This window comes from Arthrobacter sp. TmtSoilC79 (assembly GCF_059739405.1).
Genome location: NZ_AP046051.1, coordinates 1,799,111 through 1,822,518, shown reverse-complemented (window position 1 = coordinate 1,822,518; position 23,408 = coordinate 1,799,111). Strand labels below are relative to the sequence as shown.

The window sequence follows — 23,408 nt, the reverse complement described above, 5'->3', positions numbered from 1 at the left end:
CCACCATATCAGCGGGCGTTCGCGGGCACGGTAAGTTACTGGCATGAGTGTTGAACCTTCCTCCCGTGTAGCGCCGTCCTTCGAATCCCGTGTCCATGGCTCACTTTTGGGTGGCGCGCTGGGTGATTCCCTTGGCTATGCTGTGGAGTTTGAATCCATCGAAGCGATCCGTGCAAAGTACGGCCCTGCCGGCCTGATTGGCTTTGGACAGCTCGACGGCGGCAGCCACTTCTCGGACGATACCCAGATGACGCTCTACACCGTTGACGGCCTGGTCGAAGCCCTTGAATGGGCCAACGATGGCGTGGCTGCGGACGAAATCGCCTGCCTGTGGCTTGCCTACCTGCGGTGGCTCAACACCCAGGACGTCGCTGTTTCCTCCTCCGCACCCGCACCCCAACCCCGGTGGATCGATGCCCAGGAAGTGCTCCGGCACCGCAGGGCACCCGGGAAGGCCTGCCTGAGCGGCCTGGCTACCGGGGAGATGGGCACGGTAGCCCGTCCGGTGAATCCTGATTCCAAGGGATGCGGCACGGTGATGCGTTCAGCACCCTTTGGACTGGTCCCCCACATCCCGCGGGAGGCTGTCTACAAGCTGAGTTCCGACGCTGCTTCATTGACACACGGACATCCTTCAGCGCGGCTTAGCGCAGCGGCCTTCAGCTTATTGATCCACAACATCGTGGCCGGAAGCGGCATCCTTGATGCCGCAACCGCAGCCCTCAGCTACGTAAACGGTGTTCCCACCAAAGCGCCGGAACTTGGCGAGCGGCTGGAGGCTGCCCTGCAGTTGTCGCAGCAATCCCCCGTCCTGAAGCCCGAAGAGCTCACCGCAGCGCTCGGTGAGGGCTGGGTCGCCGAGGAGGCACTCGCCGTCGGACTGTACTCCGTGCTGGCCACGAATGGCGCTTCACCAGCGGAGCACTTCGGCAATGCTGTGGCCGTTGCCATCAACCACAGCGGTGACAGCGACTCCACCGGATCCATCGCCGGCAACATCCTGGGGGCCTTCTACGGCGAAGAATGCCTCCCTGCCGACTGGCTCGCCGCCCTGGAAGCCCCCGAGGTCATCCGTGGCATGGGAGAGAGGCTTCTGGCCGTCACTACCGGATGACGGGAGCTATGAGCTGCGGAGCGCCACGTTGTTGCAGGCCTCGCAAACAGCCTCGGGAATGATGCCGCGGCGCTGCAGGAAGCCGAAAATTGCGCAGCCCAGGCAAAAGCCGGCGAACGCCTCCAGCGAGGCCGCCACGATCAAAATAGCCAGCAGGACCCAGGCAGCGAGCTGGTGGCCGGTGAAGTACAGCACGACGGCGGCACTGGTCAAGGCGGCGCCAATGCCTTGGGCAAAGCGCTTGGGCGGGCCGGCAACGAGTTTCACGTGCCCGATCCTGGGTGCGAGCACTTTAACCGAAAGCAGCGCGAGCGGGGAAACACGGGGACCAAAAAGCACGCGGAGCCAAAAACCTGTGGCAAGTACCGCCAAGCCCCATCCCCAGCCGGTCACCAGTGTTGCCCCGGCCAGAACCACCACGAGCCCGGCGGTGATGCGGGCAGCGTAGTCGTTCACGGGATTGGGGAACGCGAAAACGGCACGCCAATCAGTCCTGCGGTGTGAATCTGCCCCTGCAGCATCATCGTGCCCACGCAGCTGTGCCGGGCGAAAGGGAAGCTTGGTCATCCACCAAGGCTAGGAGCGCAGTTCATCGGGCGGGAAGCATTGTTGCGCAGTGTGAACACGTCCGTGTCCATTCCCGCCCTCCGCGGTCAGGGCTTAGCCCCCGCCCACCATCTGCAGGAATTCGCCTTCGGAGACAACCTCGATTTGTTGGCCCTTGGCATGGAGCTCCAGCACCCGCTTGGCTTTGCCTGTGAGTCGACCGGCACGCAGGTCCCCGGCCACAAAACCGTCGCCGACGATCAGCACGGTGGTCCTTGCCGTCACCCTGCTCTCGGGCCGGGCTCCCATGTCCGCGGCACGCACTTTGGCTTCAGGCCGGGTGATGGCAAGATCCCCGGTGAAAACCACAGTCTGTCCGTACAAGGGGTGCCCAGGCTCCGCGCTGGGATTCGGTAAGGGATTGGGGCCTTCCTCGGGCCAGGCCGACCATCCACTGGGACCTCCGGCAGCGCGGTCCGGCGCAGCTTCACCAGCGCTTCCCATCCTGGCTGCGAGCGCAGAACGGGTGGCTTTGGAAAGACCTTGGGAGGGATCGAACGCCGGCTGCTGGGGAAGGTTAAGGCCCAGGGAGAGATACAGTTCGGCGATGCTGTTCGCGTTGTTCCGCAGGGCGATGTCCACCAGGATTCCAGCGCAGGCCCTGGCATCCTCCGCCGCATCGTGGTGGTTGACCAGGGGCACCCCGGCTTCTTCCGCGGCGTACGGCAGGGAGTTGGACACCAGGGAGTAGCAGCGCCGGGAAAGCATGACAGTGCAGACATAGTCATAGGCGGGGCCGGCGAGCCCTGATACTTCGAGGCCGGAACGGATGACTCCGAGGTCGAAGGCTGCGTTGTGGGCTGCGAGGACGTCACTGCCGATGAACGCACCGATTTCGGGAAAGAGTTCACCGAACCGTGGACGGCCGGCAACGTCTTCGGCCCTGATCCCGTGGATGCGGGTGTTGTGGAACTCAAAGTGGTCGTGGTTCTCCGGGGGGCGCATCAACCAGGACGCTTCTTCCACCACGACTCCGCCGCGGACTTTGCTCAGGCCCACCGAACACGGCGACCCCCGGAAGCCGTTGGCTGTTTCAAAGTCGATCGCCGTAAAGTCCAATGCCACTGGACAAGGTTACAGCCGGCAAAGGCCGCCCCTGCCAATTTCCGCGGCGGGGCGGCCTCTCCAGGCCAGTATTGTGGCGAACGCTACACGTTGACCCCTATGGGGTGGCTTTGCGAAGGGTTGTGTAGGAGCCGGCAGCCAGGACCACACACAGCAGCGCTGCCCAGCCGCTGATGCTCAGGGGGCTCTGCTGGGCAAACCAGGCCCCAATCGCTCCCCACCATTGAAGCAAGGTGGACAAGGCGGCCACACCAATCAGGAGCAGCCCGGTACCCAGGGTCGAGATCAACGTCCCGGTGGTCCCCCAGCGCTTGAAGACCGTGGCGAACCAAAACCCGATGATGAACATGAACATCATCACCACGAAGAAAAACGCGGCAGTGGAATACCACGGACCGTCCGTCACCCACGGGATGTTGAAGAAGTAGCCGTAGACACCCCAGCCATTGGTGGCTTTTTCAATGACGCCACCGAGCATGTAGAGCACCGTCATCCCCACCGCAATGAGCGAGAACAAGCCCAGGGTTCCCAGATAGAAAGCCTTGCGGCTGATGCTCAGTCCTTGGGAAAACGGGAACACCAGGGTCATGCTCTGGATTCCCAGGACCAGGAAGTACCACAGGGGCGCCTGGCTGCCGCCGCCGTTTTTCCCTTCGGTGACGGGTATGAGCGCAAAGATGGCCAGCGACATGAGGAAGGAAGCCGCCAGGATGGTCAACGGCCACCCGATGTACGTCCACTTGTTGATCAGCTGCATCCGGGCAACTGCCATGGTCCTGCTCATCGTCGTGCCTCCATCGTGTCATCGGCGAAGTCGCCACTCGGCGTCCCTGCAGAGTCGGCGCCGGCCATGGTCTTTCGCACCACCAACTGCTGCAAGGAAACCGGCGACAGTTCAAGGCCCAACTCTCGGGCCTCGGTGCGTTCGCGGTGATCCAACACCTCGTCCACGGTCACTGACGCCAGGGATCCGAGCGTTTCGCGGTGCAGGACCTTCCTGCCGCTGAGGAACGAATCCACCGTTTCGGCAGAACCGGATACCGTGACCGCCGAACCCCGGATCTCCTCGGCATCGGCGTCCATGATGATCCGGCCCCGGTCGATCACCACTACGTGCTCCAGGAGGTTTGCTACCTCATCGATCAGGTGGGAGGAGAGGATGATGGTTCGCGGGTGCCGGGCGTAGTCCTCAACCAGGCGGTCATAGAACAATTGCCGGGCAACGGCGTCGAGCCCCAGGTACGGCTCATCGAAGAAGGTCAGTTCTGCGCGGGAGGCGAGGCCGATGATGACCCCGACGGCGGATAACTGCCCCCGTGAGAGCTTCTTGATGCGGCGTGTGAGGGGAAGCTGGAAGTCTTCGGCCAGCCGGTCCGCGAAACCCTGGTCCCAGTCCTTGTAGAACAGGGCGGCAGAGCGGAAAGCGTGGCGGGGCTGGAAATCGTCCGGATACTTCTGCGATTCCCGGATGAAGCAGATCCTGGATAACACGGCGTCATTTTCATAGGCGCTGGCGCCAAAGACGAGTGCTTCCCCGGAGGTGGCAAAGGCCTGGGCGGTGAGGATGGACATCAGCGTGGTCTTCCCGGCGCCGTTTCTCCCCAGCAGGCCGTAGATACGGTTCGCGGAGAGGCTGAGGTTGACGTTGTCCAGTGCGTTGAGGTCTTTGTAGTGCTTGATCAGGTGACGGGCCTCGACGATGGTCTCGTTCACAGGGCCGCACTCCTTTCCTTGTCTGTCCCGGTTTCCGGTACAAGCCCGGAGGTGCGTTCAATCATGGTGTTCAACTGCTCGGCCGTAATGCCCAGCTTCCGGGCTTCCAAAGCCAGCGGCTTGACGTATTGCTCGACAAATTCTTCGGTGCGGCGCGCTATCAACTGGGCGCGGGCCCCTGTTGCTACGAACATCCCTATCCCCCTGCGCTTGTACAGAATTCCTGAATCCACCAGCAGGTTGACGCCTTTGGCGGCGGTCGCCGGGTTGATCCGATGGAAGGCAGCAAACTCGTTGGTGGAGGGCACCTGCGACTCTTCGGCCATGGTTCCGTCCACGATTCCGTTCTCGATGAGCTCTGCGATCTGAAGGAAGATCGGCTTGCTGTCATCGATCATGAGCACCACCGCCTCTTTGGTTCGTTACTCATGTAACTAACCATACAAGCAGTGAAGCAGGAGTCAAGGCTCGCGCCGGGAAAATCACGACGACGGCCGTCAAGTAGGCTTGTTGGGTGATCTTTTCTGCGATAAACGACCTTGCCGTATCCACCATCGGGGGTGCGGGACCGGTTCAACCCTCCATGGCTTCGTTCCTGCCGGACTGGCTGAACCCTGACGTCTTCCTCCGCGATTCACCGCTGGGACCCTGGGTGATCCTCCTGGTCTGCGCCATCGTTTTCGCAGAAACAGGCCTCCTGGTGGGTTTCTTCCTGCCGGGTGATTCCATGCTGTTCACGGCAGGGCTGCTGGTCTCCACCGGTGCCATCGAATTCAATCTCTTCGCCATGTGCGGCCTGATCATCGTCGCTGCGATCATCGGCAACCAGACTGGCTACCTCATAGGGTCAAAGGCCGGCCCAGCCATCTTCAACAAGCCTGATTCACGGCTTTTCAAGAGGGAAAACGTCGAAAGCGCCCACGCGTTCTTTGAAAAGCACGGTGGCAAGGCCTTGATCCTTGCCCGCTTCGTTCCCATCATCCGGACCTTCGTGCCGGTCATCGTGGGCGTTGCGCAGATGGATAAGCGCAAGTTCTTCCTCTTCAACGTCATCGGCGCTGTCCTTTGGGGCGGCGGAGTGACCCTGCTCGGTGCATGGCTTGGCCAGTTCGAGTGGGTCGGAAACAACATCGACATCATCTTCATTGTGATCGTCCTGATCTCGGTCATCCCGATCTTCATTGAGATTGGACGTGGATTCGTGGCCAAGCGCCGTGCGGCTGCCGAAGGCGGGGACCCCGTGGAGGAGTTCATCGAGGAACACGAGGGCGGCAAGCAGGAGCACTGAGGCTTCACAGCCGCTCCGAGGCACAGGCCGCGCCTGGAGCCCGGAACAGCAAAAAAGGCACCCCGCATCCGCGGGGTGCCTTTTTTGCTGACGCAGAGCTTACAGCGAACCGGGGCCGGACAAAGCCGAGACGATCGCGGGAAGCAGTGCCCGGAACGCCTGGCCACGATGGCTGATGGCGTTTTTCTCCTCCGGGCTCAGTTCTGCACAGCTGCGGTCCATGCCGGCCGGCTGCAGCACGGGGTCGTAGCCGAAGCCACCCTCACCCCGGGGTTCACGCAGGAGCGTCCCTTCGAGCTGGCCGTATTCGACGGTTTCATGGGCGATGCCATCGGAACCCGGCACAGCCAAAGCGGCAGCACAAACAAACGCAGCTCCACGGAAGTCGTCCGGAACATCAGAGAGCTGGGCCAGCAACAAGTTCAGGTTGGCGGTGTCGTTCCCGTGGGTTCCGGACCAACGCGCCGAGAAGATGCCCGGGGCTCCGCCCAGAACATCGACGGCCAAGCCGGAATCATCGGCAATCGCGACCAGACCCGTAGCCTCCGCGACGGCGCGGGCCTTCAGGAGCGAGTTCTCGGCAAAGGTGACGCCGGTTTCCGCAACGTCCGGGGCACCGGCCGCAGCGGCGTCCACCACCTGGGTATCGACGTCGAGTCCTGGTACCTGGTCCCGCAGCAACTCCCTGAGTTCCCTCAGCTTGCCCTTGTTGTGGGTAGCCAGGACAAGGCGCGGAGCCGCGGTTGCTGCCGTGCCGCTCACGGGGCCTCGGCCAGGGTTTCGCGCTGGATGGCTGACAACTGCGTGGTGCCCAGCAGGGCCAGGTCCAGCAGTGCGTTCAATTCGTCGCGGTCGAAGGGAGCACCTTCAGCGGTGCCCTGGACCTCGACGAACTTTCCGGATCCGGTGACCACAACGTTCATGTCCGTCTCGGCCCGGACGTCCTCCACATAGGGCAGGTCCAGCATGGGCACGCCGTCAATGATTCCCACGGAGACCGCTGCGATGGTGTCCACCAGCGGCTCGGCGTTGCGCGCGATCAGCTTGTTCTCCCGGGCGAAGCGGATGGCTTCAGCCAGCGCGACATAAGCACCCGTGATGGCAGCGGTGCGTGTGCCGCCGTCGGCCTGCAGGACGTCGCAGTCCAGCACGATGGTGTTCTCACCCAACGCCTTGGTGTCGATGATCGAGCGCAGTGAGCGCCCGATCAGGCGTGAGATTTCGTGGGTACGGCCGCCGATCTTGCCCTTCACGGACTCGCGGTCCGATCGGGTGTTCGTAGCCCGGGGCAGCATGGCGTACTCCGCGGTGACCCAGCCGCGGCCTTCGCCCTTAAGCCAGCGCGGCACGCCCTCGGTCAGGGAAGCTGTGCACAGGACCCGGGTGTTGCCGAACTCGATCAGCGCCGAACCTTCGGCCTGCTTGGACCAGCCGCGCGTGATGCTGATGGGGCGCAATTGGTCTGGGGTCCGGCCATCGGCACGGATGACGGGGGTGGCTGTAGCTTCAGAAGTCATGCTCCAAGCTTAGCCAAGCCCGGACACCCCCGGCGCCCGCACTGGCCGGCGCCTTCCAGGCTGGATCGTTCGACTGGATCCTTCTACTGGATCCTTCGACTAGATCGTGTAATGCACTCCTGCGACAGCTACGGCGACGTCGCCGGCGAAGACCGGTTTCGCCTCGGACAGGACCTTGGTTTGTGAAGTCCATACCGGAATGTGGGTCAACAGCAACCTCCTGGCAGCAGCGTTCGTTGCTGCCTCCCCCGCACGCTTGCCGGTGAGGTGGACGTCCTTGACGTCATCGTCCCGGCCTTCCTCGAACGCCGCTTCACACAGGAACAAGTCCGCGCCCTTGGCCGCATCCTCCAGGCCTTGGCAGGAATCGGTGTCCCCGGAGTACGTCAGGACCTTCGTAACCGCCACACCGTCCTTGCCGGGCTCGGTGGCAGTCACACGCAACGCGTAGGCCTCTTCCACCGGGTGGTTTACGGCAAACGGGGTCACCGTAAAGGGGCCCACAGTGACAGGTTGCCGTTCGGCCCAGTGGGTAAAGTCGAATTCCTCGTGCATGCCCGGATCCAAATCCAGGCCATAGGCTGTGGCCATCCGGTCCGCCGTAGCGGCAGGTCCCCAGACCGGGAGCCGGTCCCGCCCCCATCCGCCTGGCTTCCAGCGAACGGCCACGTGGAGTCCGCAGAGGTCCATGCAGTGGTCCGGGTGGAGGTGGGTGAGGAAGATTGCGTCAATGTCTTCCAGATCCGTGTAACGCTGGATGGCACCCAAAGCACCGCTGCCCAGGTCCATGACGATCTTCCATTCGCGCTCACCGTCATGCGCGGTCACCAAATAACACGACGCCGGGGAACCGGGTCCGGGGAATGAGCCCGTGCAGCCCACAATGGTGAGTTTCACAATCCACGCCCCAGGGTGTTGCCCGCGCCGGCGTTGACGGCCGGATCCGGCTGTACAAAGTACGAGCGCCGGGACAGGCCGGTTCCGGAGCGTGCCGCTTCCAACATCTCGGGCGTAATACGGGCCAGGCTGCCGGTGGGGTACTGCGCCGCCACATGGTCCACGTGCTTCACCGAGAGGACCTCCGGTCCCAGGAAACGGCGGGCGAGGGTCTCGAACTGGGCAGCATCTCCAGTGGCAATGAACTCGTGGCTTGGCGTGGTGGGCTCCGTCCGCTGGATGCCATGGTTGGCCAAGGCGCGGTACACGTCTTTGGCTGTTTCCTCGGCACTGGAAACCAGCGTGACGTCCTCGCCCATGACGAAGGAGATGACGCCGGTCAGCAACGGGTAGTGGGTGCATCCGAGGACCACTGTGTCCACTCCGGCTTCCTTGAGCGGCTCCAGGTATTCGTTGGCTGCAGCGAGAAGGTCAGGTCCGGTGGTGATGCCAGCCTCCACGAAGTTCACGAAGGCCGGGCAGGCCACTGAGGTGATGGTGAGGTCAGGAGCAGCAGCGAAAGTATCTTCGTAGGCACGGGACCCAACAGTGGCTGAGGTTCCGATGACGCCGATCCTGCCTGAACGCGTAGCCGCGACAGCCCGCCGCACGGCCGGCTGGATGACCTCGATGACCGGAATGCCATAGCGGGCCGTATACCTTTCCCGCGCATCCCGGAGCACGGCGGCGGAGGCGGAGTTGCAGGCAATGGTCAGCAACTTCACGCCCGAATCCACCAGCTCATCCATCACGCCCAAAGCATTGGCCCGCACCTCGGCGATGGGAAGGGGACCGTAAGGGCCGTTGGCAGTGTCACCTACGTAGAGGATTGACTCGTTGGGAAGCTGGTCGATGATGGAGCGCGCAACGGTCAACCCGCCGACTCCGGAGTCGAAAATGCCGATCGGGCGCGTGCCGACAAGTTCCCCCGTGCTGATGGGGGCGTCAGAGCCCAGGGCGCCGCTTGGTGAACCCGATGCTGAAGTCATAATTATTCGAGAATAAGGCTTCCCTTGGTGTGCGGCCATTACCTGTGGTCTCCGCCTCGTGTCTGATGTGTCACACGGCAGGAGCAGCACTTGGCCGTCCGGATCAGGATTTCCCCTGCCTTGCCGCCATCATGGCCTGTACCAGGGACTCCTGCAGCCAGGTAGTGAAGTTGTAGACCAGGGCCAGGTAACTTTCCACGTCTTCGGCCTGGCTCCAGTCCTGCATGCTGTGGATGTGTTCGGCGTCAGCTTCATCGCGGATGTCCAGGCGTTCGGCGAGGACCAGGCGGACGTCGTTCAGGGCCATGGACCACCGCGTGGCGTCCTCTGGAGTCAGGACCAGGTCGTCTTTGTCCAGCCCCATGGCCGCGGCCCTCAGGGCTCCGATCTTGTTTTCCCGCACCGAGCGTTCGGTGAGCTGCCGGAACTCCAGCGAGCCGCCGTCGTCGTCCTTCATGACGTTGGGCAGCAGCCGCAGCAGCGCACGGTCGCTGGGCTGCTTGACGTCCATGTCCAGGCCGATGAGGGCCGCCAGGGGGTCCTCGTTCTCCTTGACGTCCTGCTCCAACATGGAAATGACGTCGTCCAGCAATCCGCGCAAGAGGTCCCGTTCAGCGGGTTCGAGGTATCCCGTGATGCCCTTGAGTCCGTACTTGAATGCCTTAGCCACGCTGGCGGCCGCCCTTTCCGGGTGTTTCGTTTCCGCTCGCGGCCTTCTCCACGGTGGCCCACAAGCCAAAACCGTGCATGGCTACCGCGTGCTGCTCCACTTGTTCCTTGCTTCCGTGGGCCACGATGGAGCGGCCCTTTTTGTGGACCTCCATCATCAGCTTGTGGGCTTTGGACTCGGAATAGCCGAAGTAACTCTGGAAGACAAAGCTCACGTAGCTCATCAGATTCACCGGATCATTCCAGATCACAAGGTTCCACGGGATATCAGGGGCGGTCAGGACATCGGTGGCGGACTGCTCTGCAGCTTTGGTCCGCTCATCGATGTCCGTGCCATACGCAACGCTGGGGCTCATCTGTCCATTCTATGGCGGCTCGCACTAGAGTGAATTCGTGAGTAGAGCCACGTCCTGGGACCACCCCGCAACTTCCTTGTACACCGACCATTACGAACTGACCATGCTTCAGGCCGCCTTGCATTCGGGCGCCGCGCATCGTCGTTCGGTCTTCGAAGCCTTCGCCCGGCGGCTGCCGGACGGCCGGCGCTACGGCGTGGTGGGCGGCACGGGGCGCCTGCTGGAGGGCATAGCCGACTTCCGCTTCGGCGACGCCGAGCTCGCATTCCTCCAGCAGAACAAAGTGGTCAACCAGGAAACACTGGACTATCTGGCAGACTACAAGTTCAGCGGCGACATCTGGGGCTACGCCGAGGGCGACGCCTATTTCCCCAACTCCCCCATCCTGATCGTCGAATCCACCTTCGCAGAAGCCTGCATCCTGGAGACCTACATCCTGTCCGTCCTCAACCACGACAGTGCCATTGCCTCCGCCGCTTCACGCATGACCTCCGCAGCGGGCACCCGCCCCTGCATCGAGATGGGCTCCCGTCGGACCCAGGAAGAATCGGCGACGGCGGCAGCGCGCGCCGCCGTGATCGCCGGCTTCGCCAGCACCTCCAACCTGGAGGCCGGACGCCGCTACGGCATCAAGACGGTCGGCACGGCAGCCCACTCCTTCACCTTGCTCCATGACACCGAGCGGGAAGCCTTCGAAGCGCAGATCGCGACCTTCGGACCCGGGACCTCGCTGCTGGTGGACACCTACGACGTCGAGACCGCGGTGCGCACTGCCGTGGAACTCGCCGGCGACAAGCTCGGTGCAGTCCGCCTGGATTCCGGGGACCTGATTGCCCAGGCACAGTGGGTCCGGCAATTGCTGGATGACCTGGGCAACGTCAACACCAGGATCGTGGTGACCTCGGACCTTGACGAATTCGCCATCGCTGCCCTCCAGTCGGCCCCGGTGGACTCCTACGGCGTGGGCACGTCCCTGGTGACCGGTTCCGGTGCTCCCACGGCCAGCATGGTCTACAAACTGGTGAGCCGTACCAACGATTCCGGCGAGTTCATTTCAGTGGCCAAGGCCGCAAAGAACAAAGCCAGCGTGGGTGGACGGAAGTACGCCCTGCGCAAACTCAATGACCGCGGCCGCGCCACCCAGGAGGTGGTGGGCATCGGCCATCGGCCCCAGGACGACGGCAACGACCGCGTACTTCTGCACCAATTCGTCAAGAACGGCGAGGTCCTCCCGGGATGGACCGGGCCCGAAGGCGTGATCCGCGCCAAGGAGAGGCACACGGCCACCATGGCCGAGCTGCCCGCCGTCGTCAACCGCCTCCAGCGCGGCGAGGCCGCCATTCCCACTGTCTACGAGGAGAACTGATGTCCCGTGCCCTGATCATCGTTGATGTCCAGAACGACTTCTGCGAGGGCGGTACCCTGGCCGTTGAAGGCGGCGCCGCAATCGCCGGAGCCATCACCGAGTATGTTGATGCCAACCAGCAGCACTTCGACCACATCGTTGCCACCCAGGACTGGCACATCGAACCGGGCGGACACTTTTCGGATGACCCCGACATGGTGGATTCATGGCCTCCGCACTGCCGCGCCCGGACAAAGGGCGCGGAACTGCACGAAGACCTCGACCCCGAGTACATCCAGGCCTATTTCCGCAAGGGACAATACACCGCGGCCTACTCCGGCTTCGAAGGGGTCCTCGCGCCCGAAGACGACGTCCCTACCGGAGACTTGAAGGCCGGCGCAACCGTAGCCGACGTCCTCGAGGAAGATGCGATCGGGCTCGATGACTGGCTGCAAAGCCACGACGTCGAGGACGTTGTGGTGGTGGGCCTGGCCACCGACTACTGCGTGAAGTCAACTGCACTTGACGCCGTTCAGGCCGGCTACAACACCACCGTCATCGCGGGCCTTACGGCCGGAATCGCCGAAGACCTCACCGATGCGCTGGACGAGATGGAAGCAGCCGGCGTCGACGTCGAACGCGACTGAGCTGCCGCTTTCTGAACAGACACGGAAGGCCCGCAGCAGATACGCCGAAGGGCGCCGCAACCGCGGCGCCCTTCGGCGTATCTGAGGGATGACGGTTCCGCTACTTCCTGCCGATGAACCAATCCTGGAGCTTGCGCAAACGGGCCTGCAATTGCTCCTCGTTGGCTTGGGCGACCGCCGGACCGCCACACACTTCACGAAGTTTGGTGTGGACAACCCCATGCGGGGTACCGGTTCGGGCAGCCCAGGCGGCGACGTTCTTGGCCAGCTCGTTTCGCAGATCCATGAGCATCCGGTGGTCAGGCACAGCGGGAGAGGCAGCAGCGGCCAGCGGCGACTGACGCTTTTTCCGCGACTGTTGATCGTGCTGGCGCTGACGCAGCAGCGTCCCCACCTGCTCGGCGTCCAGGAGCCCGGGAATGCCCAGGAAGTCCAGCTCGTCATCGGAACCAATGTCCGCACCCGTGCCGAATTCGCCGCCGTCAAAAAGGACGCGGTCAAAAGAGGCCTGGGAGTCCAGCGCTTCAAACTTGCCCTTGGTCAGTTCATCCGATGCCTTGTCCTCGCGGTTGGCCTCGGCCATGAGGTTCTCTTCGGGATTGAAGAGACCATCCTCATCCTTCTCCGGGCGGTCCAGGGCGTGGTCACGCTCGGCCTCCATGGTGTTGGCGAGGATCATCAGCGGCGGCACCGACGGAAGGAAGACCGACGCCGTTTCACCCCTCTTGCGGGCACGCACAAAACGACCCACAGCCTGGGCGAAGAACAGCGGAGTGGAGGTTGAGGTTGCGTACACACCGACAGAAAGACGCGGGACGTCAACGCCTTCGGACACCATGCGGACGGCAACCATCCAGCGCTGGTCCCCAGCAGAGAATTCCTCGATCTTGCTTGAGGCCTTGGAGTCGTCCGAGAGGATCACCGTGGGCGACTGGCCTGTGATCTTCTTGAGCTGGCCCGCATAGGCCCGGGCGTCGTCGTGGTCCGTGGCAATAACCAGGCCACCGGCGTCGGGCACTGTCCGCCTGACCTCGCCCAGGCGCTTGTCGGCCGCGGCGAGAACGGCGGGGATCCATTCCCCCGTGGGGTTCAACGCAGTACGCCACGCCTGGGAAGTGATGTCCTTGGTGACAGCTGCTTCACCCAGTGAAGCAGCCATCTCATCGCCTGCACTGGTGCGCCACCGCATCTGGCCCGAATAGGCCATGAAGAGCACGGGACGGACCACGTGATCCCTCAGGGCATTGCCGTAACCATAGGTGTAATCGGCCTTTGAACGCCTGATGCCGTCGCGGTCCTCGGCGTATTCGACGAAGGGAATGGGCGAAGTATCCGAACGGAACGGCGTACCGGTCAGCGACAGGCGCCGCGCGGCAGGATCAAAGGCCTCACGCAGGCCATCGCCCCAGGAGAGCGCTTCACCGCCGTGGTGGATTTCATCCAAAATCACCAGGGTACGCGCCGCTTCGGTCTTTGCGCGGTGCAACATGGGTTTGCTCGCCACCTGCGCGTAAGTCACTGCGACGCCAACAAATCCACGGCCATGCTGGCCATCGGAGTTCTTGAAGTTGGGGTCGATGGCGATCCCAACTTTGGCTGCGGCGTCAGCCCACTGACGCTTCAAGTGATCGGTAGGGGCAACGATGGTAATCCTGTTGACCACACCGCTGTCCAGCAAGGTGGTGGCAATCCGCAACGCAAAAGTAGTCTTACCGGCACCAGGGGTGGCCACGGCGAGGAAGTCTTTGGGGTTGCGGGTCATGTAGAGGTCCAGCGCCTCCTGCTGCCAGGCGCGCAGCTTGGGCGCAGTGCCCCAGGCGGCCCGTTCCGGGTACGCCGGAGGCAGGGATGGGCCGCCGAAAAGTGTTTCTGTCATGCTGGCTCCCCCGGCCTGATGGCAGCGCCCATGGCCTCCAACCCGGCTAAGAAGCCGGGTTGGAGGAGGCAACTGTGACGATCAGAAGGGACCTGTGTTCTCTTCCCACCCACTACTTGGAGTTGCCCGGGCCGCCGTTGTTTCCACCGTCGTTGCCGGGGCGGAGGCCTTCGTAAATCTCCTTGCACTCCGGGCAGACCGGGAACTTCTGGGGATCACGTCCGGGCGTCCAGACCTTACCGCACAAGGCAATGACCGGCTCGCCGGTCAAAGCCGACTCCATGATCTTTTCCTTGCGGACATAGTGGGAAAAACGCTCGCGGTCGCCGGGTTCCACTTCCTGGCGCGTTTCTTCGCGCTCAATGGTGGCAGTGGACGTTCCGGCTCCGGAAAGCTCGCGCATGGGGTCGTTTTCGAATGGATCCGGAGGAAGCGTAGTCATGCCAAACATCTTACCGTCTAGATGCCCTGCCACTCCGGCTTGTTGTCGAACGTGTGGCGATAGTAATCGGCCAATTTCAGCGATGACGCGGCTGCCTCATCCACCAAAATTGTTGCGTGCGGGTGCATCTGGAGGATCGATGCAGCGCAGATCGCCGCCACGGGGCCTTCGACGAAATCGCGGACAGCCTGCGCCTTTTGGGCACCCGTCGCCACCAGCACCACATGCCGGGCATCCATGATCGTCCCCAGTCCCTGCGTCACCACATGGTGGGGAACGTCATCGATGCTGTCGAAGAAGCGGGCGTTGTCCTTGCGGGTCTGCTCGATCAGTGTCTTGATCCGCGTCCGCGACGCCAGGGAGGATCCTGGCTCGTTGAAGCCGATGTGCCCGTCAGTGCCCACGCCCAGGATCTGGAGGTCCACGCCGCCGACGGCCTTGATGGCATCCTCATAATCCTGGCAGGCTGCTTCCAGGTCCTCGGCAGCACCGTCCGGCCCGTGGACGTTCTCCGGCTTGATGTTCACCCGGTTGGTGAATTCGCGCCGGATCACCTCGCGGTAGGACTCGGGGTGCCCGGCCTCCAAGCCCACATATTCATCGAGCGCGAAACCATGGGCCTGGCTGAAGTCCAGTCCCCCGGCATCGTAGCGGCGCGCCAGTTCGTCATAGACGGGCAGCGGCGAGGACCCCGTGGCAAGGCCCAGAACAGCATTGGGCTTGCGGCGGACCAACGCTTCAATGGCATCGGCTGCAAGCGCACCGATCTGCTTGGTGCCAGGGAGAATGACAACTTCCATCGTCACGGCCTTTCTTGGTAAGGGTCTTCGAGCTATCTGACAGAGACGTTATCCCATGTCCCACCTATGGGCATGGTTATTACGCGGCTAACGGTTCACACTGAGCTGGGCGAACATCTCCGGACCCCGTGCATCCAGCCATTTTCCACCCAGGCGGACACCCACGACGAACAGTACGATGCCCAGGACCGGGCCAGCCACCAGGTTGATCCAACCAGCCTCCGGCCCACCGGTGAAAGCCTGGACTGCAACGAGCGCAAGCTCCGGAACCAGCAGGAGCGCCAGGACACCCATGCCCACCGCTTGGACGGCCAGGGTCTGGGCCACGTTTCCCGGCGGCTTTTTGAACGGGCTGTCTCCCGGCAAGGGGACGGCAATGTTGTAACGGGCCGAAATCACCGAAGACAGACCCAGGCCCGTGAAGAGGGTTCCGAGGGACAGGCCCATGAGGTTCGGCAGCCACTGCCAATCCCCCGTCACAAAGAGGGGCCCCACCGTGAAAATCAGCACTATCGGAAGGGATATGGCCAGACAGGCCAAAGCCCGCCCTAGCCTGTCATCGACTCCCCGGACACCGGCCGCCAGGTGGAGCGCAAATGCCGTGTTGTCGTAGGAGACATCGGCGCAAATGGACCATGCCATGACGAAAGCCGTCAGCGGCCCAAGAATCATGAGCAAACCGTAGCTGCCGCTCTGCGAGCCGCTGAAGAAGAAGAGGATGGGGAACATCGGGACAATCACCAGTGACGCCGCGTACCTCGGATCCTTCAACCAGTAGATCAGGGCCCTGGCAGCAACGGCCCCGGACGGAGTGCCGGGGAGCAGGCCGAACAGGCCCAGCTTTCCGCCCTTCCTGGCCGTTCCTCCGGAGTATGCGGGCGTCACCAGCGCGCGCTTGAGGAGCACATGCCAGCACAGCAGGAGCCCCGCAATGGTCGCCGCCGCAATCAGGAACTTCAGTCCCGCCGCACCCGCATTGCCCGCCTCGAGGTCCCCGCCAAGGGACCAGGCCGCACCGAGCGGAGTCCAGGACACCGTTCGGGCCAGCACCGGAAGGTAGTCGGCGCTGCCGCGAACACCTTCCACCACGCCCATCATGATCGGACCCAGCAGGACCAAGGGAATGAAGACAATGATGCTGCTGACATCCTTGAAACGCCGGGAGGCCGCCAGGCCGGCTGTCGCCGTCGTGACCACCTTGGACAAAACAATGCACGTCAGGGCACCCAGGACGGCGCCCAGCAATGCTCCGGAAACGGCCGGCACACTGCGCCACCACGTTCCCACCGTTCCCAGCGCGGCAATCAAAGTGGCCAGGCCGGGAATTCCGATGAAACCGGCCAATGCGAGGCCCGTCAGCAGTTGCTTGGAAGGAATTGCGAAGGTTGTGAACCGCGCAGGATCCAAAGTCATGTCTGCCGCCGAAGCTACGAGCGGGATGATGGCCCACCCCAGGACTGTGGCCGCTCCACCCAATACCACTACGGTGTGCGCGATCTCAGGATCGGCCCACCGCAGTGCTATGAGGCCTCCAACCAGGAGGACCAACAATCCCAACGCGTAAAGAAGCCCCAGGGCCATGCCCACCAGCTGCCACGGACTGCGCTTGAACCCATTCAGGAGCAGGCGCCATTTCAGGCTTAGAAGGTGCGCAACCATTCCAGGCCCTCCGTTCGGTGTCCGCCGCCCACCAACTGGACGAAACGTTCCTCCAGCGTGGAGCCGTCGCGGACTTCGTCCACGGATCCCGCAGCCAGGACCCGCCCACCGGCCACCACTGCTACGTGGCTGCACATGCGCTGCACGAGGTCCATCACATGGCTGGAAACAATGACCGTGCCTCCGGAAGAGACGTAACCCTCCAGGATGCCGCGGATATTGGCGGCCGAGACAGGGTCCACCGATTCGAAAGGCTCATCAAGGACCAGGAGCCGCGGTGCGTGGATGAGTGCGGAGGCCAGTGCGATCTTCTTCGTCATACCGGCGGAGTAGTCCACCACCAGGGAGCCCGCGTCCGCTTCAAGGTCGAGGGCAGCCAGCAACTCAGGAACACGTGCTCCTACGACCTCGCGGTCCATGCCGCGAAGGAGACCGGAGTACGTCACCAGTTGCTCGCCGGTGAGCCTGTCGAAAAGGCGTACACCGTCAGGCAGTACACCCATGAGCTTCTTGGCTTCCAACGGGCGGGCCCATACGTCGACGCCGTGGATCAAGGCTGTGCCGAAGTCCGGCCTGAGCAGCCCGGTTGCCATCGACAACGTGGTGGTCTTTCCTGCACCGTTGGGGCCGACCATCCCATAGAAGGATCCGGCCGGCACTTCCAGGCTGACGCCATCGACGGCGATCTTCTCCCCGAAGCGCTTGGCCAGGCCCCGGATGGACAATGCGGACAACGGCGCCGGCGCTCCCGATGCTGCAGGGGCATTCAGTGCTGCGGAGTCTTGCTGTGCTACAGGGTCATTCAGTGACGCGGGTTCAGTCAGTGATGCAGTTTCTTGCTGTGCTGCAGTTTCCCGCTGTGCTGCAGGATCATGTGCCGGCGCGGCATACTGCGGCGGCGCGGATGTGGGCGTGGGTTCATGGCGTGGTTCCGTCATGTGACCAGCCTAACCTCGCGCAGCAGGGCCGGTGGCGGTTCTAGAAGCCGTGGCGGGGGACGGCCCGCTGGTACTGCGGAACCCAAGCGATGTCATGGCCCAGCTCGTAGGCAGCCCTCAACCACCAATGGGGATCGCGCAGGGCCGCGCGGGCCATGAAGACGGCGTCCGCCCTGCCGTTGGCAACAATGTCCTCAACTTGGGCAGCACTGGTCAGGAGCCCCACCGCAGCTGTGGGGACACCGGCGTCGCGCCTGATCTGTTCGGCAAACCCGGCCTGGTAGCCGGGCACAGCCCTGATCTTCTGGTGGGCCACGGCGCCACCGGACGAGACGTCCACGAGGTCGACGCCCCGCGCTGCTGCCGCTTGGGCCAGCCGCGCTGACGCCGCAGGGTCCACTCCCCCGTCCGCCCAGTCGGTAGCGGAGATTCTCAACAGCAACGGCATGGAGTCGGGAATGGTATTGCGGACTGCATCCACCACGGCGAGTATCAGCCTGTTCCGGCCGTCCTCGCTCCCGCCCCACCTGTCCGTGCGGGTATTGATGAGGGGGCTTTGGAACTGGTGCAACAGGTATCCGTGGGCCCCGTGGATCTCCACCGTGTCAAAGCCGGCAGAAACGGCCCGCGAGGCCGCGGCAGCAAAGTCCTCCACCACGCCGAGGATGTCTTCCTCGCTCATGGTTTCGGGCGCCGCATAGCCATCGAAGGGTTGGGGGCCGGGTCCAACGGTGGCCCACCCGCCGTCGGAAGGCGCTACGGAACCGGACTTGTCAGCGAACGGCCAGTACGTTGATCCTTTGCGGCCCGCATGGGCCAACTGGGCCCCGATCCTGCAGTCCACGGCCCCATGCCGATGGACAAAATCGATAATCCGTTCCCATCCCGCAGCCTGTTCATCCGAATACAGTCCCGCGTCCAACGGGCTGATCCTGCCCACAGCGTTCACCGCTGCAGCCTCGCTCATGATCAAAGCGGCACCCCCGGCGGCGAAAGAACCCAGGTGCATCAGATGCCAGTCGTTGGGTACGCCCTCACCGGTTTCCGGACGGCAGCTGTACTGGCACATGGGCGAAACCCACCCACGGTGCGCAATGGAGAGCGAACGAAGCTGCAGCGGGGAGAACAGCGCGGACGGCACTAGAAGAGAACCCTCGCCAGTCCCTGACGGGCTTTGGCCACCCTTTGGTCGGTGGTGCCGACTACCTCGAAGAGCTCAAGGAGCCGGACGCGGGCCGTCTCGCGTTCCGGGCCGAAATTCCTGCCGATGAACGTAATGATCCGGCTGAACGCATCCTCGATGTGCCCACCCGAAACATCAAGGTCAGCTACGGCAAGCTGGGCATCAATGTTGTCCGGTTCCCGGGCGGCAAGATCGCGCAGGGCCTCGGCATCGGGAGCGGAGAGGCTTTCCAAACGGGCCATCAGTTCAACCTGTGCCAGACCGGCTTTGGCGTCGGCGTCGGCCGGCTGTTCCAAAAGGGCTTGCTTGTAAGAGGCTGCCGCCGCGGCATAGTCACCGGCCTCGATCGCGTCGATCGCTGCCTGGTGCAGGGGCGGGAGAGGCTCAGGCTCAGCCTCTTCGCCCTGGTCTCCGGGGTCGCCGATGCTTCCGGTAACCCCATTGGCCGCAGCCACCTTGAGGAGTTCCTCCACGAGGTCCTTGATCTGGGCGTCGTCGGCAGGACCTTGGAACAGGGGAACGGGCTGGCCCTTCACCACTGCTACGGCGGTGGGAACCGCTTGGACCTGGAAGGCCTGGGCCAGTTGGGGAAAGGCGTCGACGTCGGCCGCGGCAAGTACCAGCCGGCCGGCGTAACTTTCCACCACGCGCTGGGCTGCGTCAAGGACTGCAGGCGATTCCGGCGCATAGCGGGACCACAGGAGGAAGAGGATAGGAATCTGGGCTGACAACTGCACCAGGTCCTGGAAGTTTGTTTCTGTGGCATCCACCCTCAGGGGTGCCTTGCCGGCACCGCCGCCGGTGTCATCACCGTTGGGGGCGCCTGCGTCGGGCGAACCGGCGTCGGCTGGGCCGGAGGCCGGTGGCGCGGGAGGCGCGGCCGGGCGGCGCAGTGACGAGAGGTCTACGGCGCCGCGAAGGTTGAGCTGGCTGGCAGCGGCTGGAGTGGGTCGGTATCCGGGCGAACTCATACCATCCACTCTAGCCGCTGCCCTGCAGCGCAATTGCCTACTTGAAGCTGGCCCCGACCAGGCCGCGGGTGGCCGCCACGAGCTTCATGGGATCAGCGGATCCTGCCGGCGGAATGTACACAGCTACGGACTCGGCGAAGTTCAGCACCATACCCGTGGTGGTTTCCTTTCCGCCTGCAAAGACGGCGGAATCGTCCTCAAGCAGGAGCTTGTCCCCAGCCGCCTTGGGCGTGCCTTCGAAAGCGAAGTCAAGGCGTCCCACCACCAATGCACCGCCGTCAGCAGTGCGCAGCACCACGGTCTGGTTGGTCACCGGGGTGTGGGTGAACTTGAAGTTGGCGCTGGTCCCGTTCTTCACGGTGTCTGCCTGGTAAGCCAAAGCACCGGCGATGTACGGGGAGGCCTGGCCGTCAGCAAGCTTGCTGCGGTTCGGGGAGTCAGGCGTGGTCAGCATTTCAGCCAGAATGCCCAAAGCCTCGTTGCCGCTGTACGCCAAACCGGTGTTGTCGCCGGCAGGTACTGGTTCAGTTCCTTCGCGGGGAACAGGGAACGACGGGAAGTTGGTGCCCGGCTGCAACGGAGCGCTGCCCCACAGCTTGTAGTTTTCGCGCGGCGAGAGCTGGACCAGTGTCAGGACCTGCGGCACAACGTTGCCTTCGCCCTGGGTCAGGGCAAAGACCGTGCGGGGCCACTCGCGCTTGGTGCTGATGACGCTGCTCTGGAGTTTTGTGGCCCGCACGGGCATCCGTGCTTCGTAAGCCGATACCGCGGTGCGGATTTTGTAGTTCTGCGTGCGGATCTGCAGTTCCATCTTGTCCACGCGGGGAGCCAGCTTGGCTGCGTCCTTCGCTGCGTCAGCAGCATCCACTGTGCTTGCGACCTGTTCGAGGATCCGTTGCAGCTGGGATTCCAGGAGGACTGGAGTGCCGCCGTCGCCTTCGGCAGGAGCTGCTGCGGAAGAAGTGGAGGTGGCCTCCGGGGTGGTGGTGGCTTGGGCCGCGACAGCCGTGCCGCCTACCATGACCGCTGCCAGCGCAGCAGCGATGGCGGTAACCCGGAGTGCAGGACCTTCGGTTTCCGGGCCACGGCGGCGGTTTGCCTCACTTGAGCCGGACTGGACGGGAAGCGTGGTGGTGGCTTCCCCGTCATCGTGCGGCTCGTCGTCCTGGCCGTCCTTACGGCGGTTGGACAGGGCCTTGGCTATGAACGGCAGGGCAGCGCCCACCAGGATGATGATGATGCCCAGAACAATCAGCGGCACGGCCCAAGGGGTGGTGGCGTTGTTCGGGAAAGTCATGGAAATAGACGACGGCGCGGGCTGGGTTCCGTCTCCGGCTACCAGCAGTGACCACTCGCCATCGGCAGGCGGGTTCCAGGTGTAGTCCAGCTCGCCACTGGCGTCTTCGGTGCTGACCCACAGATCCGATCCGGCCGGGGAAGGTGCCGTTGGTTCACCGTCAACCGAGGTTGCCTCAAGTGACTTCTGGTCTGCCGACACGCCCGTCACGGTGGTGTGGGCGGTCTTGCCAACCCAGGCATCGACGTCGTCGGGGCGTCCGGTGGCGACCATGAAGTTGCCTTCGCCCTGGATCTTGATCTTCACTGGCCCGTCATGGAGGGCGATCAACTTTTGGTCGATCACCGTCAGCGGGGCAGCTTTGGTATCACTGGGAACCGAGGCGGTTACGGTCTCGGAGGGGGCCCAGAAAGTCAGCTGGCCAATGCCGGCCAGCATCGTCAGCAGGCCCAGCAGCACCAGCAAGGCTGCAGTCTTCAAACGCACAGGATCACCTATCATCAGCGGTCGTTGAACTTCAAGGGTAACCGTTTTGTTATCAGAGAGTCAGATCGGGGTGATCGGGGCAACATCGCCAAAAGCCCGCCACCGCGCCGCTGCAGCGCCATTCCGCGCTCCTGATAGTGTGGCGATGATCATGATATCCGGGCCCTTTAGCGCCTGAATCAGCCCCTTACCACTAGTGAAAAGGCAGCAAAACCGCGTGAAAGACCACTTGGAGCCCCGTCCCTCCGATGAGACCGGGTCAAGTGCGGTGGACGCTCCCTCGGACGGCACCGCCGCAACGGTTCCGGTTCGCACCGGACGCCTCGCCGCCTTGGGACGCAGGCTCAGGCAGCCCATCCCCGGAGCCCGCACCCGCGTCCGGTTCGAAATGCCACCGGAAGACGAATCCGAAGAAGGCCGCAGGGGGCCCGGTTCCGAGGACGACCACGGCTTCGGAGCGCCCGGGCCACGCATGTCCTCCCAGCACCCGCTCTATGTCGGATTCATGGGGACCGCAGGCGTCGGGATTGCGTTGGCAGTGTTCTATATCGCCAGCAATACCACCCAGCTCATCCTGTGGATTGTTGCCGCACTCTTCATAGCCTTGGGGCTTGACCCCGTGGTCCGCTGGCTTGAGTCCCGGCGGGTTCCCCGCCCTGCGGGCATCCTGATTTCCGTTTCGGCCCTCGTCCTGGCCGTGGCCGGGTTCTTCGCCACCCTGATCCCGACGATTGTTGAGCAGGTATCGGAAATTGTCCGCCAGGCCCCGGAATGGATCCGCGGGTTCCTTGACTCGGACTTTTTCCGCAACGCCGACAGCCAGTTTGGCGTCCGTGACCGCATCACCACGGAACTGGACAAGTTCGTCAAGGATCCCGAGGCCATGGGCGGCATCTTCGGAGGCGTCGTTGGTTTCGGATCCACAGTTGCCAACGGCCTGTTCGGCTCGCTGATTGTGCTGGTCCTCAGCCTTTACTTCCTGGCTGCGCTCCCCTCCATGAAGAAGTGGGCATACCGCCTGGCTCCCCGTTCACGCCGCCCCCGGGTGGAGGCCCTTTCCGAGGCCATTACTGATTCCGTGGGCAACTACGTGATCGGCCAGGCCTGCGTTGCCCTCCTGAACGCCATCTTCGCCTTCATTGTGATGACCATTCTGGGCATCCCGTTCAGCGTCCTGCTTGCTTTCGTGGTGGCCCTGCTCGCCTTCATTCCGCTGGTAGGTGGCCTGATCGCCGCCGTCGTGGTCATCCTGGTCTCCCTCACCGCGGGGTGGCAGACTGCCGTGGTCTACGCGATCGCCTACTTCGCCTACCTTCAGTTCGAGGCGTACTTCATCTCTCCGCGCATCATGCAGCGAGCCGTGGCCGTCCCCGGCGCCGTTGCTGTGATCTCGGTGATTGCCGGCGGCAGCCTGCTCGGTGTCCTGGGTGCCCTGATCGCCATCCCGACCGCCGCGGCGATCATGCTGCTGATCAAGGAAGTTTTCATCGTCCGCCAAGACCGGCACTGAC

At 63.4% G+C, this 23,408-nt stretch carries 24 protein-coding genes; 5 read left to right on the top strand and 19 right to left on the bottom strand.

Features of this window, described 5'->3' with window-relative positions:
* The first annotated feature begins 43 nt into the window (after window positions 1–43).
* Window positions 44–1,114, top strand: coding sequence for an ADP-ribosylglycohydrolase family protein (locus AC6JA3_RS08460; RefSeq protein WP_347783219.1), 1,071 nt, complete (start codon window positions 44–46; stop codon window positions 1,112–1,114).
* Between the two features lie 6 nt (window positions 1,115–1,120).
* Here the strand turns inward: AC6JA3_RS08460 and AC6JA3_RS08455 are convergent, their stop codons facing one another.
* The 5 genes from AC6JA3_RS08455 to AC6JA3_RS08435 form a co-directional block, all read right to left on the bottom strand.
* On the bottom strand, window positions 1,121–1,681 hold the full coding sequence (locus tag AC6JA3_RS08455; protein ID WP_347783218.1) for a DUF4395 domain-containing protein: 561 nt from the start codon (window positions 1,679–1,681) through the stop codon (window positions 1,121–1,123).
* A 93-nt stretch (window positions 1,682–1,774) separates the two neighbouring features.
* Window positions 1,775–2,785 (bottom strand): 3'-5' exonuclease, encoded by a 1,011-nt coding sequence (locus tag AC6JA3_RS08450; protein WP_347783217.1) that lies wholly within the window; start codon window positions 2,783–2,785, stop codon window positions 1,775–1,777.
* A 97-nt stretch (window positions 2,786–2,882) separates the two neighbouring features.
* Window positions 2,883–3,569, bottom strand: a complete 687-nt coding sequence (locus AC6JA3_RS08445) for a hypothetical protein (protein WP_091550187.1) — start codon at window positions 3,567–3,569, stop codon at window positions 2,883–2,885.
* Window positions 3,566–4,498, bottom strand: coding sequence for an ABC transporter ATP-binding protein (locus AC6JA3_RS08440; RefSeq protein ID WP_026540169.1), 933 nt, complete (start codon window positions 4,496–4,498; stop codon window positions 3,566–3,568). The genes AC6JA3_RS08445 and AC6JA3_RS08440 overlap by 4 nt, the downstream gene beginning before the upstream one ends.
* The gene (locus AC6JA3_RS08435; protein ID WP_223943312.1) at window positions 4,495–4,896 is read right to left on the bottom strand and encodes a GntR family transcriptional regulator; all 402 of its coding nucleotides are present in this window, start codon (window positions 4,894–4,896) and stop codon (window positions 4,495–4,497) included. The genes AC6JA3_RS08440 and AC6JA3_RS08435 overlap by 4 nt, the downstream gene beginning before the upstream one ends.
* 131 nt (window positions 4,897–5,027) lie before the next feature.
* On the opposite strand from AC6JA3_RS08435, the gene AC6JA3_RS08430 reads away from it, so the two are divergent.
* Window positions 5,028–5,786: a VTT domain-containing protein gene (locus AC6JA3_RS08430; RefSeq protein ID WP_209320051.1), complete on the top strand. Its 759-nt coding sequence runs from the start codon at window positions 5,028–5,030 to the stop codon at window positions 5,784–5,786.
* Window positions 5,787–5,885: 99 nt separating this feature from the next.
* Here the strand turns inward: AC6JA3_RS08430 and rdgB are convergent, their stop codons facing one another.
* The 6 genes from rdgB to clpS form a co-directional block, all read right to left on the bottom strand.
* Window positions 5,886–6,548, bottom strand: a complete 663-nt coding sequence (gene rdgB / locus AC6JA3_RS08425) for an RdgB/HAM1 family non-canonical purine NTP pyrophosphatase (RefSeq protein WP_347783216.1) — start codon at window positions 6,546–6,548, stop codon at window positions 5,886–5,888.
* On the bottom strand, window positions 6,545–7,303 hold the full coding sequence (rph, locus tag AC6JA3_RS08420; protein ID WP_011775233.1) for a ribonuclease PH: 759 nt from the start codon (window positions 7,301–7,303) through the stop codon (window positions 6,545–6,547). Before rph ends, rdgB begins: the two co-directional genes overlap by 4 nt.
* 99 nt (window positions 7,304–7,402) lie before the next feature.
* On the bottom strand, window positions 7,403–8,200 hold the full coding sequence (locus AC6JA3_RS08415; RefSeq protein ID WP_026540165.1) for an MBL fold metallo-hydrolase: 798 nt from the start codon (window positions 8,198–8,200) through the stop codon (window positions 7,403–7,405).
* Window positions 8,197–9,228: a glutamate racemase gene (gene murI, locus AC6JA3_RS08410; protein WP_397334515.1), complete on the bottom strand. Its 1,032-nt coding sequence runs from the start codon at window positions 9,226–9,228 to the stop codon at window positions 8,197–8,199. Before murI ends, AC6JA3_RS08415 begins: the two co-directional genes overlap by 4 nt.
* A 103-nt stretch (window positions 9,229–9,331) precedes the next feature.
* The gene (locus AC6JA3_RS08405; protein WP_026540163.1) at window positions 9,332–9,898 is read right to left on the bottom strand and encodes a DUF2017 domain-containing protein; all 567 of its coding nucleotides are present in this window, start codon (window positions 9,896–9,898) and stop codon (window positions 9,332–9,334) included.
* Window positions 9,891–10,253: an ATP-dependent Clp protease adapter ClpS gene (clpS, locus tag AC6JA3_RS08400; RefSeq protein ID WP_026540162.1), complete on the bottom strand. Its 363-nt coding sequence runs from the start codon at window positions 10,251–10,253 to the stop codon at window positions 9,891–9,893. Before clpS ends, AC6JA3_RS08405 begins: the two co-directional genes overlap by 8 nt.
* 37 nt (window positions 10,254–10,290) lie before the next feature.
* Between clpS and AC6JA3_RS08395 the strand changes: the two genes are divergently transcribed.
* Together AC6JA3_RS08395 and AC6JA3_RS08390 are read left to right on the top strand one after the other, a co-directional pair.
* Window positions 10,291–11,619, top strand: coding sequence for a nicotinate phosphoribosyltransferase (locus tag AC6JA3_RS08395; RefSeq protein WP_026540161.1), 1,329 nt, complete (start codon window positions 10,291–10,293; stop codon window positions 11,617–11,619).
* Entirely contained in the window at window positions 11,619–12,245 is a 627-nt protein-coding gene (locus AC6JA3_RS08390) for an isochorismatase family protein (RefSeq protein ID WP_026540160.1), read from the top strand. Before AC6JA3_RS08395 ends, AC6JA3_RS08390 begins: the two co-directional genes overlap by 1 nt.
* A gap of 100 nt (window positions 12,246–12,345) precedes the next feature.
* Here AC6JA3_RS08390 and AC6JA3_RS08385 read toward each other — a convergent pair whose 3' ends face one another.
* From AC6JA3_RS08385 to AC6JA3_RS08350, 8 genes are all read right to left on the bottom strand, one after another.
* Window positions 12,346–14,121, bottom strand: coding sequence for a DEAD/DEAH box helicase (locus AC6JA3_RS08385; RefSeq protein WP_026540159.1), 1,776 nt, complete (start codon window positions 14,119–14,121; stop codon window positions 12,346–12,348).
* Between the two features lie 112 nt (window positions 14,122–14,233).
* On the bottom strand, window positions 14,234–14,572 hold the full coding sequence (locus tag AC6JA3_RS08380; protein WP_026540158.1) for a DUF3039 domain-containing protein: 339 nt from the start codon (window positions 14,570–14,572) through the stop codon (window positions 14,234–14,236).
* Between the two features lie 8 nt (window positions 14,573–14,580).
* Complete coding sequence (gene nagB, locus AC6JA3_RS08375; RefSeq protein WP_026540157.1) at window positions 14,581–15,363, bottom strand: glucosamine-6-phosphate deaminase; 783 nt, start codon at window positions 15,361–15,363, stop codon at window positions 14,581–14,583.
* 87 nt (window positions 15,364–15,450) lie between these two features.
* Window positions 15,451–17,022, bottom strand: coding sequence for a hypothetical protein (locus AC6JA3_RS08370; protein ID WP_026540156.1), 1,572 nt, complete (start codon window positions 17,020–17,022; stop codon window positions 15,451–15,453).
* Entirely contained in the window at window positions 17,004–17,960 is a 957-nt protein-coding gene (locus tag AC6JA3_RS08365; protein ID WP_035760501.1) for an ABC transporter ATP-binding protein, read from the bottom strand. Before AC6JA3_RS08365 ends, AC6JA3_RS08370 begins: the two co-directional genes overlap by 19 nt.
* A 40-nt stretch (window positions 17,961–18,000) precedes the next feature.
* A complete protein-coding gene (locus tag AC6JA3_RS08360) occupies window positions 18,001–19,101 on the bottom strand; it encodes an NADH:flavin oxidoreductase/NADH oxidase (protein WP_026540154.1) in 1,101 nt (366 codons plus the stop codon).
* Window positions 19,101–20,114 carry a tetratricopeptide repeat protein gene (locus AC6JA3_RS08355; RefSeq protein ID WP_026540153.1) on the bottom strand — a complete coding sequence of 338 codons (1,014 nt, stop codon included), beginning with the start codon at window positions 20,112–20,114 and terminating at the stop codon, window positions 19,101–19,103. Before AC6JA3_RS08355 ends, AC6JA3_RS08360 begins: the two co-directional genes overlap by 1 nt.
* 37 nt (window positions 20,115–20,151) lie before the next feature.
* The gene (locus AC6JA3_RS08350) at window positions 20,152–21,912 is read right to left on the bottom strand and encodes a DUF8094 domain-containing protein (RefSeq protein WP_026540152.1); all 1,761 of its coding nucleotides are present in this window, start codon (window positions 21,910–21,912) and stop codon (window positions 20,152–20,154) included.
* Window positions 21,913–22,114: 202 nt separating this feature from the next.
* Here AC6JA3_RS08350 and AC6JA3_RS08345 point away from each other — a divergent pair, with 202 nt between their 5' ends.
* Entirely contained in the window at window positions 22,115–23,407 is a 1,293-nt protein-coding gene (locus AC6JA3_RS08345) for an AI-2E family transporter (RefSeq protein WP_026540151.1), read from the top strand.
* The last annotated feature ends 1 nt before the right edge of the window (window position 23,408 follow it).

Excerpts from the sequence above, each read along its gene's own strand:
- AC6JA3_RS08460 (WP_347783219.1), top strand. The coding sequence starts at position 44 with ATGAGTGTTGAACCTTCCTCCCGTGTAGCGCCGTCCTTCGAATCCCGT.
- AC6JA3_RS08455 (WP_347783218.1), bottom strand. The coding sequence starts at position 1,681 with ATGACCAAGCTTCCCTTTCGCCCGGCACAGCTGCGTGGGCACGATGAT.
- AC6JA3_RS08445 (WP_091550187.1), bottom strand. The coding sequence starts at position 3,569 with ATGAGCAGGACCATGGCAGTTGCCCGGATGCAGCTGATCAACAAGTGG.
- AC6JA3_RS08435 (WP_223943312.1), bottom strand. The coding sequence starts at position 4,896 with ATGATCGATGACAGCAAGCCGATCTTCCTTCAGATCGCAGAGCTCATC.
- rph (WP_011775233.1), bottom strand. The coding sequence starts at position 7,303 with ATGACTTCTGAAGCTACAGCCACCCCCGTCATCCGTGCCGATGGCCGG.
- murI (WP_397334515.1), bottom strand. The coding sequence starts at position 9,228 with ATGACTTCAGCATCGGGTTCACCAAGCGGCGCCCTGGGCTCTGACGCC.
- clpS (WP_026540162.1), bottom strand. The coding sequence starts at position 10,253 with ATGAGCCCCAGCGTTGCGTATGGCACGGACATCGATGAGCGGACCAAA.
- AC6JA3_RS08390 (WP_026540160.1), top strand. The coding sequence starts at position 11,619 with ATGTCCCGTGCCCTGATCATCGTTGATGTCCAGAACGACTTCTGCGAG.
- AC6JA3_RS08385 (WP_026540159.1), bottom strand. The coding sequence starts at position 14,121 with ATGACAGAAACACTTTTCGGCGGCCCATCCCTGCCTCCGGCGTACCCG.
- AC6JA3_RS08380 (WP_026540158.1), bottom strand. The coding sequence starts at position 14,572 with ATGTTTGGCATGACTACGCTTCCTCCGGATCCATTCGAAAACGACCCC.
- nagB (WP_026540157.1), bottom strand. The coding sequence starts at position 15,363 with ATGGAAGTTGTCATTCTCCCTGGCACCAAGCAGATCGGTGCGCTTGCA.
- AC6JA3_RS08370 (WP_026540156.1), bottom strand. The coding sequence starts at position 17,022 with ATGGTTGCGCACCTTCTAAGCCTGAAATGGCGCCTGCTCCTGAATGGG.
- AC6JA3_RS08365 (WP_035760501.1), bottom strand. The coding sequence starts at position 17,960 with ATGACGGAACCACGCCATGAACCCACGCCCACATCCGCGCCGCCGCAG.
- AC6JA3_RS08355 (WP_026540153.1), bottom strand. The coding sequence starts at position 20,114 with ATGAGTTCGCCCGGATACCGACCCACTCCAGCCGCTGCCAGCCAGCTC.
- AC6JA3_RS08350 (WP_026540152.1), bottom strand. The coding sequence starts at position 21,912 with ATGATAGGTGATCCTGTGCGTTTGAAGACTGCAGCCTTGCTGGTGCTG.